The organism is Veillonella sp. R32 (assembly GCF_010093125.1).
Classification (GTDB): domain Bacteria; phylum Bacillota; class Negativicutes; order Veillonellales; family Veillonellaceae; genus Veillonella_A.
Window position 1 is genome coordinate 1 of the sequence record NZ_NMZQ01000041.1, and the last position, 17637, is coordinate 17637.

General features: G+C 40.2%; 17 protein-coding genes. All 17 read left to right on the plus strand.

Annotation, left to right across the window (positions count from 1 at the left end):
* The first annotated feature begins 216 nt into the window (after nt 1-216).
* The 17 genes from nhaA (VER_RS08250) (at nt 217) to VER_RS08330 (ending at nt 17600) form a co-directional block, all read left to right on the plus strand.
* Nucleotides 217-1383 (plus strand): Na+/H+ antiporter NhaA, encoded by a 1167-nt coding sequence (gene nhaA / locus VER_RS08250; protein WP_162100360.1) that lies wholly within the window; start codon nt 217-219, stop codon nt 1381-1383.
* Nucleotides 1384-1571: 188 nt separating this feature from the next.
* A complete protein-coding gene (nhaA, locus tag VER_RS08255; protein WP_162100361.1) occupies nt 1572-2741 on the plus strand; it encodes a Na+/H+ antiporter NhaA in 1170 nt (389 codons plus the stop codon).
* Nucleotides 2742-2959: 218 nt separating this feature from the next.
* Nucleotides 2960-3787 (plus strand): peptidoglycan-binding protein, encoded by an 828-nt coding sequence (locus tag VER_RS08260; RefSeq protein ID WP_238390191.1) that lies wholly within the window; start codon nt 2960-2962, stop codon nt 3785-3787.
* 255 nt (nt 3788-4042) lie between these two features.
* A complete protein-coding gene (gene purR, locus VER_RS08265; protein ID WP_162100363.1) occupies nt 4043-4879 on the plus strand; it encodes a pur operon repressor in 837 nt (278 codons plus the stop codon).
* The gene (glmU, locus tag VER_RS08270) at nt 4876-6255 is read left to right on the plus strand and encodes a bifunctional UDP-N-acetylglucosamine diphosphorylase/glucosamine-1-phosphate N-acetyltransferase GlmU (RefSeq protein WP_162100364.1); all 1380 of its coding nucleotides are present in this window, start codon (nt 4876-4878) and stop codon (nt 6253-6255) included. The genes purR and glmU overlap by 4 nt, the downstream gene beginning before the upstream one ends.
* Before the next feature lie 110 nt (nt 6256-6365).
* The gene (locus VER_RS08275; protein WP_115309481.1) at nt 6366-7319 is read left to right on the plus strand and encodes a ribose-phosphate pyrophosphokinase; all 954 of its coding nucleotides are present in this window, start codon (nt 6366-6368) and stop codon (nt 7317-7319) included.
* 66 nt (nt 7320-7385) lie between these two features.
* On the plus strand, nt 7386-7964 hold the full coding sequence (pth, locus tag VER_RS08280; protein WP_162100365.1) for an aminoacyl-tRNA hydrolase: 579 nt from the start codon (nt 7386-7388) through the stop codon (nt 7962-7964).
* 281 nt (nt 7965-8245) lie between these two features.
* Nucleotides 8246-8443, plus strand: a complete 198-nt coding sequence (locus VER_RS08285; RefSeq protein ID WP_162100366.1) for a hypothetical protein — start codon at nt 8246-8248, stop codon at nt 8441-8443.
* A gap of 126 nt (nt 8444-8569) precedes the next feature.
* Nucleotides 8570-9073 carry an NUDIX domain-containing protein gene (locus VER_RS08290; protein WP_238390192.1) on the plus strand — a complete coding sequence of 168 codons (504 nt, stop codon included), beginning with the start codon at nt 8570-8572 and terminating at the stop codon, nt 9071-9073.
* A 16-nt stretch (nt 9074-9089) separates the two neighbouring features.
* Entirely contained in the window at nt 9090-10592 is a 1503-nt protein-coding gene (locus VER_RS08295) for an aminotransferase class I/II-fold pyridoxal phosphate-dependent enzyme (RefSeq protein WP_162100367.1), read from the plus strand.
* An 8-nt stretch (nt 10593-10600) separates the two neighbouring features.
* Nucleotides 10601-11281 (plus strand): thymidylate kinase, encoded by a 681-nt coding sequence (locus tag VER_RS08300; RefSeq protein ID WP_162100368.1) that lies wholly within the window; start codon nt 10601-10603, stop codon nt 11279-11281.
* 96 nt (nt 11282-11377) lie between these two features.
* Nucleotides 11378-12421, plus strand: coding sequence for a hypothetical protein (locus tag VER_RS08305; RefSeq protein WP_162100369.1), 1044 nt, complete (start codon nt 11378-11380; stop codon nt 12419-12421).
* Nucleotides 12418-13263 (plus strand): stage 0 sporulation family protein, encoded by an 846-nt coding sequence (locus VER_RS08310; RefSeq protein ID WP_162100370.1) that lies wholly within the window; start codon nt 12418-12420, stop codon nt 13261-13263. The genes VER_RS08305 and VER_RS08310 overlap by 4 nt, the downstream gene beginning before the upstream one ends.
* Complete coding sequence (locus VER_RS08315) at nt 13253-13990, plus strand: tRNA1(Val) (adenine(37)-N6)-methyltransferase (RefSeq protein ID WP_162100371.1); 738 nt, start codon at nt 13253-13255, stop codon at nt 13988-13990. The genes VER_RS08310 and VER_RS08315 overlap by 11 nt, the downstream gene beginning before the upstream one ends.
* Nucleotides 13977-14837 carry a 16S rRNA (cytidine(1402)-2'-O)-methyltransferase gene (gene rsmI, locus VER_RS08320; RefSeq protein ID WP_162100372.1) on the plus strand — a complete coding sequence of 287 codons (861 nt, stop codon included), beginning with the start codon at nt 13977-13979 and terminating at the stop codon, nt 14835-14837. Before VER_RS08315 ends, rsmI begins: the two co-directional genes overlap by 14 nt.
* A 14-nt stretch (nt 14838-14851) precedes the next feature.
* Complete coding sequence (gene metG, locus VER_RS08325; protein WP_162100373.1) at nt 14852-16828, plus strand: methionine--tRNA ligase; 1977 nt, start codon at nt 14852-14854, stop codon at nt 16826-16828.
* A 1-nt stretch (nt 16829) separates the two neighbouring features.
* Nucleotides 16830-17600 (plus strand): TatD family hydrolase, encoded by a 771-nt coding sequence (locus VER_RS08330; RefSeq protein ID WP_162100374.1) that lies wholly within the window; start codon nt 16830-16832, stop codon nt 17598-17600.
* Nucleotides 17601-17637: the final 37 nt, after the last annotated feature.

The window sequence follows — 17637 nt, forward strand, 5'->3', positions numbered from 1 at the left end:
AAATAAATTATAGAACCTTTATTTCATAATTCCTTCTTTTTTTCTTCGTTATTCCTTAATTAGACAGATGTGCCTATAACATGCACAAAATGAATTTTTGTTTGTTGATAAAAGATGATATAATATTATATATAAAATAACAAAACGAAATAATTATGCAAGAAATACTTTTCAGAAGATTCTGAAAAGTATTTCTTTAGAAAGAAGAGGATGCGTATGAGTCAAATTAAAGCTTTTTTACAGTCTCCCTCTGCTGGCGGTATTTTACTGTTAATTTCTGCAGCTTTAGCCATTGCAGCAGCTAACTCACCATTTTCAGAACAGTATTTTCAGTTCTTAAAATTCAACTTAGGGCCATTTCCGGTTGAATTGTGGGTTAATGATGTTTTAATGGCCATCTTCTTTTTAAGTGTTGGGTTAGAAATTAAGCATGAAATGATCAATGGGGAATTAAATACGAATGCTAAACGTATTTTACCAACTGTCGCTGCTTTTTGTGGTGTTATGGTACCAGCTATTATCTATTTTATATTTAATCACGATAATCCTTTATATCATCGTGGTTGGGCTATTCCAACAGCTACAGATATAGCTTTCTCAATAGGCGTAGTATCTTTGTTAGGTTCGCGAGTTCCTATAGCGATGAAAGTGTTGCTTACTACATTAGCGGTGGTAGATGATTTAATTGCTGTAGTTATTATAGCAGCCTTTTACACAGATACGTTGCAGTTTATGTACATGGGGTTTGGTGTAGTTATATTTATTCTTCTCATGATTTTGAATAAACGCAATATTTTTAATCCATTGCCTTATATAGCACTGGGTGTTGTTTTATGGTATTGTATTTTTAGATCAGGTTTACATGCTACCTTATCTGGCGTATTTTTAGCTATGACTATTCCATATCGGGCACAATATAAAACTGGTAAATGGATTTCTCCAGTTATACAATGGAATTCAGCGCTTATTAAATGGATTACTTTTTTAATTTTGCCACTCTTTGGCTTTATTAATGCGGGTGTATCCTTCCATGATTTCTCTGTGAGCGATTTATTCCATCCAGTAGTATTAGGTGTTTCTTTAGCCCTATTTTTAGGTAAACAAATTGGTGTATTTAGTACAGTATATATCTTAGTTAAGACTAAGTTAGTGGATATGCCAGTCCATGCTACTTGGTCGCATGTATATGGCATTGCCGTTTGTTGCGGGATTGGTTTTACCATGAGCTTATTTGTTGACTTATTAGTTTTCCCACCAAGTCACGCTCAAGAAATGGCTAAAGTAGGGATTTTTATTGGTTCTATTTTATCCGGTTGTATTGGTTATGTAATATTACGATATTTTACACCTGATGTTTCTGAGTTAGAAAAGAAAGACTCATAAGAATTTAAAATAATCGCTACTATTCAATTTGGTAATAGAAGTTTGCTGAAAAGGCCCATCATTTTGCCGTGATGGGCCTCTTATTTTATTGCCATTAAGTTTTTATTTGCGGTATAATATATACAGATTTTATTAATAATAAGTCATTGTATAGTATATATTATTTATAATTTGGAGTGAGGGAGTACATGGAGCGTTTGAAAGAATTATTACACGCACCTGCTACAGGTGGTATTTTATTATTATTAATGTCAGTCATTGCGGTAGGGATTGCTAATTCAGGCTGGGCTGAAGGGTATGCTTCGTTTTTACATACGATGATTGGGCCATTGTCTGTGGAACTGTGGGTTAATGATGTATTAATGGCGATTTTCTTTTTAGGTGTTGGCTTAGAAGTAAAGCATGAAATGTTGGAAGGGGAATTAAATACCCATGCCAAACGGTTTTTACCAACTATAGCAGCTTTGATGGGGGTTATTGCACCGGCTTTAGTTTATGCGGCGTTTAATTATACAAACCCTGTTTTATTACGTGGGTGGGCCATTCCTACAGCTACGGACATAGCTTTTTCTATAGGGATAATTTCCCTAGTAGGCCTGCGAGCACCGTTAGCAGCTAAAGTTTTTCTAACTACTTTAGCGGTGGTAGATGATTTAATTGCTGTTATTATTATCGCAGCTGTTTACACTACAACTTTTAATTTTGCCTTTATGGGTGGGGCGTTAGCGATATTTATTCTTTTGTTGATTTTAAATAAAAAGAATATTGTAACACCTTGGCCTTATATAATTCTAGGTGTTGCTCTTTGGTTATGTATTTTCAAATCAGGCTTACATGCTACCTTAGCGGGTGTTATTTTAGCAATGACAATCCCATCGCGCGTATGGCAGGGGGAAAAAGAAATTTTACCATTGAATCAATGGCATCATGCCTTAGCTATGTGGATTACGTTCCTGATTGTACCTTTATTTGGTTTTGTTAATGCAGGGGTATCCTTTGGGGATTTCCAAAGCAGTGATTTATTTCATCCGGTTGTATTAGGCATTGCGCTTGGCCTATTCTTAGGTAAACAAATTGGGATTTTTGGTATCATGCTGGTATTAGTAAAAACAAAACTGGTAAAATTGCCTAATCAGTTGACTTGGACGCATATGTATGGCGTAGCTCTTTGTTGTGGTGTAGGGTTTACGATGAGTTTATTTGTTAATTTATTAGCCTTAGAGCCTGGTCATACGCAAGAATTGGCTAAAGTGGGTATTTTCTTAGGATCGATTGTATCTGGTTTACTCGGTTATGTAGTACTTCGCTATGTAGCGCCTGTACCTAAGGTAATCGAAACAGACGAATTCTACGAATAAGCGAAGGCTAAAAAAGTTAAAGCATGTTAAAGAAAGTTGTTTGAAGTAAAACCTATGTGGTTTCTTTAGACAACTTTCTTTTTATTTGAAAAAAGTATAACGTAGTGGGAAAAGTGCTTGAATTATAGCCTCAAAGTGGTGATAAGTACTGGAAAAAAGGCTCAAATTTTGACAAAAAGCCCAAAATACGGTAAAATAGTGTTGCATTTAGATACGAGGTGGAAATATTGAGAAAACTTAGAATAGTGACAGTTCTCTTGACGTTTCTAATGGCTTGTACATCTGTTGTACTAGCCGATGTAGGACGCGGTGATCGCGGTAGTGAGGTGCAACTCGTTCAGCGTTTAATGATAACGCAGGGGTATCTCGTAGACCAAGCTGATGGTATTTTCGGTAATAATACAGAATATGCAGTGCGCGCATTTCAGAAGCAAATGGGCTTATCTGCCACTGGCCGAGTTGATGGTGATACCTTAGCAGCGATGAAAGAGAACAATAAGCTGTTTGCAGCAACGCAGCAGTCTCGCAATGTACGCAATAATGTGGAAGTTTCACGTTTTGGTGACCGAGGCCGTTCTGTGTCTGATTTGCAAGCTCGTTTGGCCAGCAGTGGTTTTTCACCAGGCTCCATTGATGGCATCTTTGGTGATGGTACAGCCAATGCATTAAAGCGTTTTCAAAAGGCAAATGGATTAGCTGTAACTGGTGAAGTAGACAGTAAGACAATGGCGTTGCTTTCTAAGCAACGAGGCGTTCCTACAGAGTATAAGAAGACTCTTACGATGAACGCTACCGCCTATTCAGCTGATGATCCTGGCAATACAGCATACACAGCGCGTGGTAATTTATTAAAACGCGGTTATGTGTCAGTCGACCCTGATGTAATTCCATTAGGTACGGCTTTGTATGTTGAAGGCTATGGTTACGCAGTAGCTGATGATACAGGTGGCAGTATTGTAGGTAATCGTATCGACTTAGCCATGGATTCTCATGGTGAGGCCATTCAGTTTGGCCGTCAAACGGTTACGGTATACGTATTAGAATAATGGGGATACAGATTTTAGAGAATCGTTAGTACTTTGTAGCAATTCAATTATTAACATCTAAAATGCAGCATAAAGCCTTCGATAGCTATCGAGGGCTTTTTGTGTTATACGAACGTTCGCTATTTTTTGTAGAGGAATGTATGGATTTTTAAGGGAAAACTATATATTTATAATCTATTTTGTGGTATTCTTAAAGAGAGAAACGGGTTGTTGGCTGAGGCGGCAACGTTATTTTTTTGTATAAGGAGGTATACAGTGGAAAAAGTGCGACGCGTAGAGCGCATGGTAGCGCTTACTAAACTGTTAGTAGATTCTCCGCAAGAATTGATATCTTTACGCTATTTTTGCGAATTCTTTGATATTGCTAAATCTACCTTAAGTGAGGATTTAAGTTGTGTAAAAGCATCATTACAACATTTCTCCTTAGGGACACTTGAAACGGTTGCCGGTGTGGCAGGGGGCGTTCGCTTTATTCCATATCGTCAAGGGGAGCGGGCCTTTGCTGTGCTTAAAGAAGTACAACAGCGCTTACAAGAGCCAGATCGAGTGATTCCCGGTGGTTTTTTGTATATGTCGGATATTTTGTATGATTGGCATATTACGAGTCGTTTAGGGGAAATTTTTATGACTCGTTTTGCTGAGCGTCAACCCGATTATATTATGACGGTAGAGACGAAGGGCATTCCTTTAGCCGTTATGGTGGCGCGTGCTTTTAATAAACCATTAGTCATTGCGCGACGAGATAGTAAAGTGACAGAAGGGTCTTCCATTAGCATTAATTATGTAACTGGCTCGTCAAGGCGAATTCAAACTATGTCGTTAACAAAACGAGCTATCCCCCCTAAATCAAAAGTGTTGCTCATCGATGATTTTATGAAAGCTGGGGGCACGGCTAATGGTATGAAAGAATTAGTAACTGAAATGGGTGGCACCGTTGTTGGTACAGGCGTGTTAGTAGCAACGGCTACGCCAGGCCCTAAAGTGGTGGGCGATTATGAAGCGCTACTCGTGCTAAATGGAGTTGATGAAACTTCGCGTACTGTAGATATTGAACCTGTATATTATGCGCCTAATGAGGAGGCTTACGAATGAAACATATAACATCTTTAATTTTAGCAGCTGGTAAAGGCACACGGATGAAGTCTAAATTACCAAAAGTATTACACCCTGTAGCAGGTAAAGCTATGGTGGAACGGGTGCTTGATACAGTAAAAACAGTGGGGACGGAACGTAATATTGTAATCGTAGGTTTTGGCGGTGAAGCAGTACAGGCTTATTTAGGTGAACAAGCAGAATTTGTGGTGCAACAGGAGCAGAAAGGAACGGGGCATGCTGTAAAACAAGCGAAGCCTTTACTAGGTACTTATGAAGGTACGATTTTACTCCTTTGTGGTGATACGCCATTGGTTACTAAAGAATCGTTAGACGCTTTATTGGCTGAACATGAAAAAACAGGTGCGGCAGCCACTGTTTTAACGGCTCATATGGTGGACCCAACGGGCTATGGTCGTATCATTCGTGATGAGGCAACCGGTAAAGTCTTGCGCATTGTAGAGCAAAAAGATGGTAAACCAGAAGAATTAGCAGTGCAAGAAATTAATACCGGCATGTATGCGTTTGATAGCCAAAAATTATGGCCTTGTTTGGAGCAGCTATCGGATGACAATGCACAAGGTGAATTGTATATTACCGATGTAGTGGGAATTTTGGTTAATCAAGGCGACCGCGTAAGTGCGTATATGATGACCAATGAAGAAGAGTCTTTAGGGGTTAATTCAAGAGCGCAGTTAGCCGAAGCGGAGCGTATTTTGCGAAATCGCACAAATCGCCATTTCATGGATCAAGGGGTAACCATTATTGACCCTAATAATACTTATATTGCACCGGAAGTTACGATCGGCGCTGATACATTTATCCATCCTGGCACCATTTTAGAAGGTAACACCGTAATTGGTGAAGGTTGTGAAATTGGGCCACATAGTCGTTTTACCAATGTAGTAGTTGGCGATGGGGCAGTGATTCATTTTACTTATGCTCACGATTGTGAAGTAAAGGCTGGCGCTGATATTGGGCCATATGTTCATTTGCGTCCTAATACTGTGATTGGTGAAAACGTTCATATTGGCAACTTTGTGGAAGTAAAAAATAGTATTGTTGGGGCCGGCACTAAATTCCCACATCTGTCCTATATTGGTGATAGCGATGTAGGCAGTGGTGTTAATATTGGTTGTGGTACGATTACCGTTAATTATGATGGTAAAATTAAACATCGCACGCATATTGGTGATGGCGCCTTTGTAGGTTGCAACTCTAATTTAGTAGCCCCTGTATCGGTCGGTGATTATAGTTATATTGGGGCTGGTTCTACGATTACAAAAGATGTGCCAAGTAAAGCCCTAGCAGTAGGGCGTGCTCGTCAAATTGTAAAAGAGAATTGGGTTACTGATGATACGTTTAAGAAAAAGTAAAAAAAGTTGATTACTTTTTTGCAATGTAGGTAGCAAATAGTATACAATAATAAAGAATGAGGTTTGCTAGGAGCAACGAAGTTATTAATAAGCAAAAGGGGTATTGAATCATGGCATTTGAAGACGGTAAGAAACTTAAAATTTTCACAGGCAATGCAAATCCAGAGTTGGCGAAAGAAATCTGTGATTACTTAGGCTTACCTTTAGGCGAAGCATTTGTAGGTCGTTTTAACAATGGCGAAGTTCAAATTATGATTGACGAAAGTGTACGCGGTAAAGACGTATTTATCGTGCAACCTACAAGCTATCCAGTAAATGACAATTTAGTGGAATTGTTGGTAATGGCAGATGCTTTAAAACGGGCATCCGCACGCCATATTACAGCGGTTGTACCTTACTATGGGTATGCTCGTCAGGATCGTAAAACACGCGGTCGTGAACCAATTACAGCTAAATTAGTGGCTGATTTAATGCAAACAGCAGGGATTACTCGATTGGTAACTATCGACCTTCATGCTGGTCAGATTCAAGGCTTCTTTAATGTGCCAGTAGACCACCTCTTTGGGGCTTCTATTTTGGCAAAATACATTAATGAAAAAAATATGGAAGATTTAATCGTAGTATCGCCAGACCTTGGTGGGGTTACGCGTGCTCGTGATTTAGCTGACCGTATTGGTGCGCCTATTGCGATTATTGAAAAGAAACGTCCACAGCCTGGTGTGGCTAAAGTTATGAACTTAATTGGTAATGTAGAAGGTAAAAATTGTATTATCATTGATGATATTGTAGATACAGCTGGTTCTTTAGTAGAAGGGGCTAAAGCACTTAAGGAATTTGGTGCTAAATCCGTTATGGCTTGTGTAACGCATGCTGTGTTAACTGACCCTGCTTGTGAACGTATTGCCAACTCTAATATTAAAGAATTAATCGTTACTAATACGATTGATTTACCAGAAGAACATAAATTACCTAACATTACGTCTTTATCGGTGGCTCCTTTATTGGGCGAAGCGATTATGCGTATCTTCCATGAAGTATCAGTAAGTAATTTGTTTGATAAATAATACGCCTATTGACTGTTTAGTTCAGCCTATAGTGCGTTGACTATGAATGGATAAGGAATTTAAACAGTGAAAATGGTAGTAGGTCTGGGCAATCCAGGCAAAGAGTATGAAAAGACAAAACACAATATAGGCTTTATGGTCATCGATGCTATGGCTGCCAAAGAGGCACATACACCTTGGCGTGAAGACTTTAAAGCATTGATTACGTCGATTACCATAGATGGTGAAAAAGTATTATTAGTGAAACCTCAGACATTTATGAATGCTAGCGGAGAATCGGTAGGGCCTTTGATGCGGTACTATAAAATTGATCCAGCTGATGTATATTGTGTCTATGATGATATGGATTTGCCAGTTGGTAAATTACGAATTCGTCCTAATGGTAGTGCTGGTGGTCATAATGGGATTAAATCACTGATTGCCCATATGGGAACATCAGAGTTTCCTCATTTTCGTTTTGGCATTGGTCGTCCTTTGCCGCAATGGACGGTGGTAGACCATGTGTTAGCACCTTTCCCTGAAGACCAACAAGAAAAAGTAACTAAAGGGATTAAGGCTATGGCTGAAGCTATTTTGGGGACATTGGAAGTGGGGATTGATAAAGGTATGAATTTATATAATCCTAAAAAAGGTCGTCGTCAGTAATAGTTGAATAAATTTGCATTAAAATCATAAATGTGTTATAATTTTCGGCTTAAAGTATAAAAGGCTTGACAACTTCTAAGAATTTCGATATAATAACTCTATTATCCGGAATAGATTGTCAGTGTTAATGCTTTGAGGAGGATGAACTTTAAACCCAACAACGTCATAATCTTGAACATTCCTGAACAGTCGAAAAGGGTATGTGGTAATAACCCAACCACTTTTAAGCAGTTGGTTTTAACCCAAACCGCTGTAAGACATTATTACAAGGAGGTTCGATTATGAACAAGATTAAAAGTTTATCGAACCGCTTATCGGTGCTGGGATATAGTGGTTTCGAGATTTCTCACATTATTAATAACGCCTCAAAAGGCAAAGAATTAACAACATTGAGTGGCGGACAGCTACGACATGTTATTCAGCAAATGGAAAAATATGTAACGCTTGGCACGCAGTATGCAGCCGCTTATAGTAAATAAGATAGCGTAAGACACAGGAGACTATACGGAGTTATAGTCTCCTTTTTTCGTATTATAATGATGTATATAGATACTAAAGAAGATATATTAAAGAAGATATTAGTGAGCTAATTAAGGGAGGATTGCATGTTCGTACGTCAAAACAGTAAATCCCGTAAATCACGGCCTTTGCCACCGAGAACACGTCAAACCCCACGTATGGGAATGTCGGTTAAGTGTATGGTTTTTTGTGATGGGGATGTTTTGCTTTTACAAAAGAAAGATAGAGAAGGCCTTAGACCTTGGGAATTTCCCGGTGGTGGTTTAGAATTTGGTGAAGATTTACATGATGCCGCGTTACGGGAAGTGCGTGAAGAAACAGGTCTGACTGTAGAATTGTTGGATGTGGCTGGTTTATGGTCCTATAAGCGCACTAAACTACAATTTTTGACCGGGGTTATTTTCATTGCTAAAGCAACGAGCCGTGAAGTTGCTTTATCTGACGAACATACCGATTTTGCTTGGGTAAAACCTTCTGAATTTCATACATATCGCTTGCAAGATTCTTTACGTCAAGCGTTAGAACGGATTCAAACCAGTAATGAACGAGGACAGGAATTGCGTCAGTATTTTGTAGATACATTTAAGTAGAAGGCTTGCTAATAGGATGAAGAAGATAGACGATAAGCAAACATTTTTATCACAAAGAGACATGCCTTTTGTAGAAGCTTTGGAGAATTATAAAAAAGAAGGATTGGCAGCGTTTCACACGCCGGGGCATAAATTAGGCATAGCAGCTCCTACGACCTTAAAAAAGTGGATGGGGCCTGCGCTACCTTATGATTTAGGGGTCATGTATGCCCTTGATGATTTACATGAACCAGAAGGGGCTTTAAAAGATGCACAAGATTTAGCAGCACAATTATATGGGGCGGAACAGACTTGGTTTTCCATTAATGGCACGACGGCTTTAATTGAAACCATGATTATGGGCACGGTAGGTCCTGGTGATACCATCATTATTCCTCGGGAAGCACACCGCTCAGTCATGGGCGGTTTACTCTTAAGTGGGGCTAGACCTGTGTATTTAGAAGGGCGTTTTGATGAACGCTGGGGTGTGCCCTTAGGGACCACCGTAGCCGAAGTTAAGGCGACCTTAGCGGCGCATCCAGAAGCAAAGGCTTTAGTCCTCGTTAATCCTAATTATTATGGCATTGCCATTGACTTACAGGCTATTGTAGAGGTGGCCCATGAGCAGGGCGTTATCGTCTTAGTTGACGAAGCCCATGGGGCCCATTTACCTTTTGGCAAAGCCTTACCAGCGAGTGGCTTGGCTTGTGGGGCTGATGTGGTAGCGCAAAGTACTCACAAGTTAATTGGGTCATTGACGCAGACGTCCATGCTTCATTGTCAAGGTTCACTGGTTAATCGGCGACGCCTTACGCAAGTGCATCAAGTCTTGCAGAGTACGAGTCCTAATTATATATTGTTAGCATCTTTAGATATGGCAAGACAACAAATGGCTACGGAAGGGGCTACTTTAGTGAGTCATGCTGAAAGGCTAGCCCATAAGTTGCGCCAATCCTTGCAAGTAATTCCTGGTATTGCTGTACCAGATAAAGCTGATTTTAATCATATTTATGAGTATGATTACACCAAGGTGTTAATTGACTTTAAAGAACTAGGCTTAACTGGTAGCGAAGCGGAATTATTGCTTCGTAAAGAGGGCATTGAAGTTGAATTAGTGCAAGGGTATCATGTGCTTGTATTAATTACTATTGGCGATACAGAGGCTTCTATTAATCGTTTAATAGGGGCGGTGCAGCAGATTGCCCATATGACGGTAGCCGTTAAGGGGGAGCCAGTAACAAATGCAGTGGAAGATGTGGCCCTTAACAGTACTAAATTACCGGTGCCAGAGGTGGTGTTGACGCCACGAGAAGGATTTTACCAACCTATGACAACGATACCCTTAACGGAGGCTATTGGCCACGTAGCAGGTGAAACAATCAGTTATTATCCGCCAGGGATTCCATTTCTTGCTGTAGGTGAACGAATTACACCAGCTGTGGTAGAATATATAAGAGAGCGGCAAGCCTTAGGTTATGTGCCCAATGGGTGTGCTGATAAATCATTGACGAATATTCAAGTAATTGACGATATACGGTGAGGTGTAACATGGGTCGACTCATAATTATTGAAGGTGGCGACGGTAGTGGTAAAGCTACGCAAACAGCATTATTAAAAGCACGTCTTGAAAAAGAAGGGCATGCTGTAAAGGCCGTTAGTTTTCCTAACTACGATAGTCCGGCAGCTATGCCTGTTAAGATGTATTTAGCTGGTGATTTTGGTAAAAATCCGAGTGATGTCAATCCTTTTGTAGCTAGTAGTTTATATGCAGTGGATCGCTTTGCTTCCTTTCGCATGGACTGGCAAGCTTGCTACGAAGAAGGGGGGATTATCTTAGCTGATCGTTACACTACGTCGAATATGGTGCATCAAATGGTGAAATATGAAGATGCGGTAGCACGACGCCAATTTTTAGATTGGTTAGAGGATTTTGAGTTTGTTAAATTCGGTTTACCGCGTCCTGATGTAGTTTGCTTATTAGATATGCCACTAGCTACGAGTGAAGCGTTAATGCGGGAACGAAAACATAAAACAGGTGGGGCTACAGGTGATATTCATGAACGCAATCATGCGTATTTAAAACGAGTACATGATGCGTATGATGAGTTGGTGGCACGCTATCATTGGCAGCGTATTGCTTGTACTGATGAAAGTCATAGCTTGCGTGCCATAGAAGCGATTCACGAAGATGTATATGAAGCAATACGACCTTTATTAGCCTACAAGTAATAAGTTGTTTTTTAGGGCCTTTACGGTATATAATAATATATTGTAAAGGTCTTTTTCGAAGAGCTTTTCAGAAGAAAACAGTCCGTAGGAGGTGCTATGTCGTATTTTGATCAAGTCATTGGACAACAATCAATTATTGCTCATTTAACGACCTTAGTTGAACGTGGCACATTACCACATAGTGTATTGCTATATGGCGAACGTGGCCTAGGCAAACTAAATACGGCAATTGGCTTGGCGTCCTTATTAATAGGTCGTCCTGTTTTTTCGCCCGATGGAGGCGCTAGTTTTTTAGAAGCTGTGGCGTCAGCACGGGTTGCTGATGGTGAGTCGGAGAAAAAAGCAGAAGCGGAAGGCTTACCTATTTACATTGATCGAGGCGATGCCTTTTGGTTACGGCCTATGAAAGCTGTCTTGAAAGTAGAACAATGGTATGAGTTGTTAGCTTCTTATTTGGGACGAGCTAGTGAAGGGCGACGGGTGGTCATTGTAGAAGATTTTCATACAGCTAATGCAGTTATGGCGAATGCCATGTTAAAGACCATTGAAGAGCCACCAGCGAATGTATTTTTTCTTATTATTACCAATCAGATAGCGACGGTATTGCCTACCATTAAATCCCGTTGTATGCTAGTTCCTTTTGGTCCTGTAGCTGATGATGTTATTGTAGCAGCGTTGGCGAAGGAAGGGCTTCAAGGTGATTTACGACAGGCCTTAGGGGCTGGTCAAGGAAATCCAGCTTTAGTGCGGGAACTGGCTTTAAAAGGGTCTTTGCCCTTATTAGAGCAGGCTATGAAAATTATGGAAGGTTTACCTAAGCGATTATTTTTTACGCAATTAAGTTTGCAAACGGAGGCATTAAGTCGTGATGACATGCGCGAGCTAATGGGCTGGTTACGTCTATTAGCACGAGATATGTTGGCATTGCGAGCTGGTGCGCCAGATGAAGTATTACAGTGCCCTTTGCAGAAGCCGCGGATGTTGGCGATTTTAGAGGAATGGCGAGTAAAATCGTTATTAGCGGTGGAGCGCGAGACTTTAGGCGCTGAAGAGGCACTTCGATTATATGTGAAAGCCGGTTTAGTCATGGATGGCGTGCTAATTGCGCTACGACAAGCCATAAAGGAGGACACCCAGTGACTACCATTGTTGGAGTTAGATTTAAAAAGGCGGGTAAAATATATTACTTTGCTCCTGGTGGTGCTAATCTGAGTTTAGGAGATGGCGTTATTGTGGAGACGGCTCGCGGTCTAGAATTTGGTGATGTGGTAATTGCGCCACGCCAAGTAGAGGCTGAGTCAGTAGTACAACCGTTAAAAAGTGTAATTCGTAAGGCTACCCCGAAGGATTACAAACAGGTAGAAAAAAATAAGCAGCGGGAAGAGAAAGCCTTTGAAATTTGCTTAGAGAAGATTGCTAATCGCAAACTACCTATGAAGTTAATCAATGTAGAATATACTTTTGATATGAATAAAATTATCTTTTTCTTTACCGCTGATGGTCGTATTGACTTCCGTGATTTAGTAAAAGATTTAGCCACTGTATTCCGTACGCGTATTGAATTACGGCAAGTAGGGGTTCGTGATGAAGCTAAAATATTGAACAGTATTGGTGCTTGTGGGCGACCACTTTGCTGTGCTACCTTCTTAGGAGATTTTACGCCCGTATCTATTCGCATGGCTAAAGATCAGAATTTAAGTTTAAATCCGACTAAGATTTCCGGTGTTTGTGGCCGACTTATGTGTTGTTTAAACTATGAAAATGATCTCTATGCCAAAGGTGGCGATTTGTATACACAAAAAGCCAAAGTTGTACCTGTTATTGTGGAGCCACCAGGCATTGGTAAAGATGTGGTAACCGATGAAGGAATGGGCAAGGTACTAAAGATTAATCGCAATAAGAAAACTGTTAAAGTTCAATTAGAGGAAGGTCGCACTATTGACTTACCTTGGACGGAGATTGTGTTACCTGATGAAGAGTAAGGACAAGCCACAGGAGCGGTTAGACGACTTATTGATTGATAATATGAAACTGTGGCAGCGAACAGATCAGTTTTGTTTTGCTATTGATGCGGTTATATTAGCTCATTTTCCAAAATTTCATGAGAAGCGATCCTATGCAGATTTAGGCACGGGGACCGGCGTTATTCCTTTATTGATGACTACGCGCGGCGCTAAGCAGATTACAGCCATTGAGGTAAACCCCTTGATGGCTGAATTAGCGGCTCGCAATGTGATTCTAAATAAAAAGGAAGCGTACATTGAAGTGGTAGAAGCGGATTATTGTCAGTTAGTTGGTTCTCCCTGGGTAGGCCGGTTTGATGGTTTAGTCATTAATCCACCGTATTTCAATGCGCTTCAAGGAAAGCCACCTGATACCGTTGATGTGAGTTTAGCTCGGCATGAAACAAATTATACTTTGGGCGATATAGCGCAAAGTGCAGCTCGCTTAGTTAAATATCGTGGGCAGGTTTGGTGGATTTATGGGGCTGAGCGTTTGGTTGATTTACTAGTTGCTTTAAGAGCCGTTAAATTGGAACCCAAACGAATCCGCTTTGTCCATAGTTTTCCCAATACTAAGGCCAAATTAGTGTTAGTTGAAAGTACTAAAGGGGGCCAAGTGGGCATGCTTACAGAAGCCCCGTTATATATTTATGAGCAACCTAATGTATACAGTGAGGAGGTGCGTAGTTGGTATGAGCGAAACTAAAGGAACCTTATATTTGGTGCCTACGCCTATTGGTAATTTAGAAGATATGACCTATCGGGCGGTCCGTGTATTGCAAGAAGTTCACACCATTGCGGCTGAAGATACGCGCCATAGTGGGTTGTTATTGAAACACTTTGATATTAAAAAGCCTTTAATTTCTTATCATGAACATAATAAGGAAGCCAAGGAAGAACCGCTACTAGCGTTGCTGTTAGCCGGACATGATGTGGCATTAATCAGTGATGCTGGTATGCCTGCTATTTCAGATCCTGGAGCCGAGCTCGTGCAGGCGGCTATTGAAGCGGGCCTTATTGTAGTGCCGTTGCCGGGACCTAATGCGGCTTTGACAGCCCTCATTGCGTCAGGTCTTGATACGCGTGAATTTACATTTCTAGGCTTTTTGCCAAAGAAAAGTAGTCACCGACAAGCCTTATTAGAACGGGTAGCCTCTTATACGGGTACCTTGTTATTTTATGAAGCACCCCATCGTTTACAAGCTTCGTTACAGGAGTTATATAAATATTTAGGTAATCGTTCCATTGTAGTAGGTCGCGAATTAACTAAGAAGTTTGAAACCTTTGTGCGTACTGATTTAGCTAGCTTACAACAGGCGGAGGATTGGTTAACCATTAAAGGAGAATTTGTCTTAGTTGTGGGCGGTGCCGTGCCTGATGAAACTAGGCCGGACACAGCGACAACTTTATCGGCTACTGATTATGTAAGTGCTGTAACGATGCTTATGGAAGAAGGCATATCTAAGAAAGAGGCTATTCGTGAAATAGCCAAACGAACAGGCGTTTCCCGACGAGATGTCTATAATGCAGTGGAAATGGCACTGCGCGATTAAGAGGAGGTTATTGTATGACTGATACAGCTAATAAACGTTTTTATATTACTACCCCAATTTATTATCCAAGTGCTAAATTGCACATTGGCCATACCTATTGTACGACTATTGCGGATACAGTGGCTCGTTTCAAACGTCGTGCTGGTTATGAAGTACGCTTTTTGACCGGGTCTGATGAACATGGTCAGAAGATTCAACGCGCTGCCGAAGCGATGGGGATTACACCGTTAGAATATACGACAAAAATTGTAAATGGCTTTAAAGATTTATGGAAAGCCTTAAATATTTCTAATGATGATTTTATTCGCACTACGGAAAAACGTCATGAAAAAGTAGTTCAATATTTATTCCAAAAAGCCTATGATAAAGGAGACATTTACAAATCTAAATACAAAGGTTGGTATTGTACACCTGATGAAACCTTTTGGACGGAACAAAAATTAGGGCCTAACCATACTTGCCCTGATTGTGGTCGTCCTGTAGAAGAAGTAGAAGAAGAAAGCTATTTCTTCAAAATGAATAAATACGCTGACCAATGGTTGAAATTTATTGATGAAAATCCTGACTTTATTCAGCCAGAAGCTCGCCGTAATGAAATGATTCAATTCGTAAAACAAGGCCTTGAAGATCTATGCGTATCCCGTACAAGTTTTGACTGGGGGATTAAAGTTCCTTTTGATCCTAAACATGTAGTGTATGTGTGGTTTGATGCTTTAGTTAACTATATTAGTGCTTTGAATCCTTTGGAAGAAGATAAGAGTTTATTTGAAAAATTCTGGCCTGCTGATATTCATTTGGTAGGGAAAGAAATCGTTCGTTTCCACTCTATTATTTGGCCAATTATGCTTATGAGCTTAGACTTGCCAATTCCTAAGAAAGTTTTTGGTCATGGCTGGCTCGTAGTTGACGGCACTAAAATGAGTAAATCCCTTGGTAATGTAGTGGATCCTATTCCATTGATTGATATGTATGGCTCTGATGCGTTGCGCTATTATTTACTCAGTGAAATTCATTTAGGTAATGATGGTAACTTTACTTTGCCTAACTTTGTACAGCGCGTTAACTCTGATTTAGCTAATGATTTAGGTAACTTGTTAAATCGTACCGTAGCTATGGTGGAGAAATATCATGGTGGTGTGATTACAGCTATGCCATCTGTTAGCGAATTTGATAAAGATTTGGCTTCCTTAGCGATGCAGACTGTTAAAGAGTATGAAACCTATATGGAAGCTTTTGATTTGAACCGTGCGTTAAAAACGGTATGGGCCTTTATTAGTCGCACGAACAAATACATTGATGAAACTATGCCTTGGGTATTAGCTAAAGGCGCTAATGAGGGGGATGCTGAGAAATTACAGACCGTAATGTATCATCTAGCAGAAGCTCTTCGCATTATTGCTGTATTAGTGGATCCTGTCATTCCAACAGGAGCACCTAAGATTTGGGAACAATTGGGCTTAGCTGGCTTTGCAGACGCTAAATTAGATGATGTACGTCAATGGGGTGGCTTACCAAGTGGTACTAAAGTAGTGAAAGGTGATCCTATTTATCCTCGCTTTGAAGTGCCTGAAATGATTGATGCACCAGCAGCTGATAGTGCACTTAGTGAAGCTACAGCAACTAGCGCTGCCACTGAAGAAACAGCACAGGAAATCCCACCAATTAAAGAAAATATTGAATACGATGATTTTGCTAAATTAGATTTGCGGGTAGCGAAAGTTATTTCTTGTGAAAAAGTAAAAAAATCTAAAAAATTATTAAAATTCGTACTTGATGTTGGGGTGGCAGAACGCACTGTAGTTAGCGGTATTTCTCAATATTATGAACCAGAAAGCATGATTGGTAAAAAGGTTATTTACTTAGCTAACTTGGCTCCTAAGAAGTTAATGGGCATTGAGTCTAGTGGCATGATTTTATCAGCCTCTGATTTTGCAGACCATTTAGAAGTAACAAATATTGAATCCTTAATTCCAGGAAGCTTGGTGAAATAAGATGCGGTTATTTGATACGCATGCGCATATTAATGACAATCGTTTTGACAATGATAGAGAGGCTATGCTTGATGATTGTTTAGCACAAGGCGTGGAATATATTATGTGCCCTGCAGTGGACCGTGAAACAGCGGAATCTGCTATTGCCTTAGCAGCTAAATACGATTATGTATACGCTGCCGTAGGGGTGCATCCTCATGAATCAAAAGATGTGACGGAAGAGGACTATGAATATTTTAAAGACCAAGCCTTGCATAATGACAAGGTGAAAGCCATTGGTGAAATTGGTTTAGATTATTATTATGATTTCTCAGACCGTGAAACGCAGATGCGCGAGTTTAAGCGTCAACTAGACTTGGCTCGTGAAGTGGATTTGCCAATTATAATTCATGACCGTGATGCCCATGGGGATATTATGGATACGTTACGCACCTATGGCAAGGGCAATTATGGTATTTTCCATTGTTATTCTGGCAGTTGGGAAATGGCGAAGGAATGCATTAAAATGGGATACTATATTTCCTTTGCAGGGCCTGTAGTATTTCCTAAATCGACTAAACTAAAAGAAGTGGCGAAAGAAGTGCCGTTAGATCGTTTATTAATTGAAACCGATTCGCCATATTTAACACCACCACCATTTAGAGGTCGTCGTAATGACCCTAGTAAGACACAATTTGTGGCGCAAGAAATTGCTAGCTTAAAGGGGATGGATCCTGAAGAATTAGCGGACATTGCTTTAGCGAATGGGAAACGTATATTTAATATTAAATAGGATATATGTTAAGGGTGTAAAAAAGACATGCTACCGG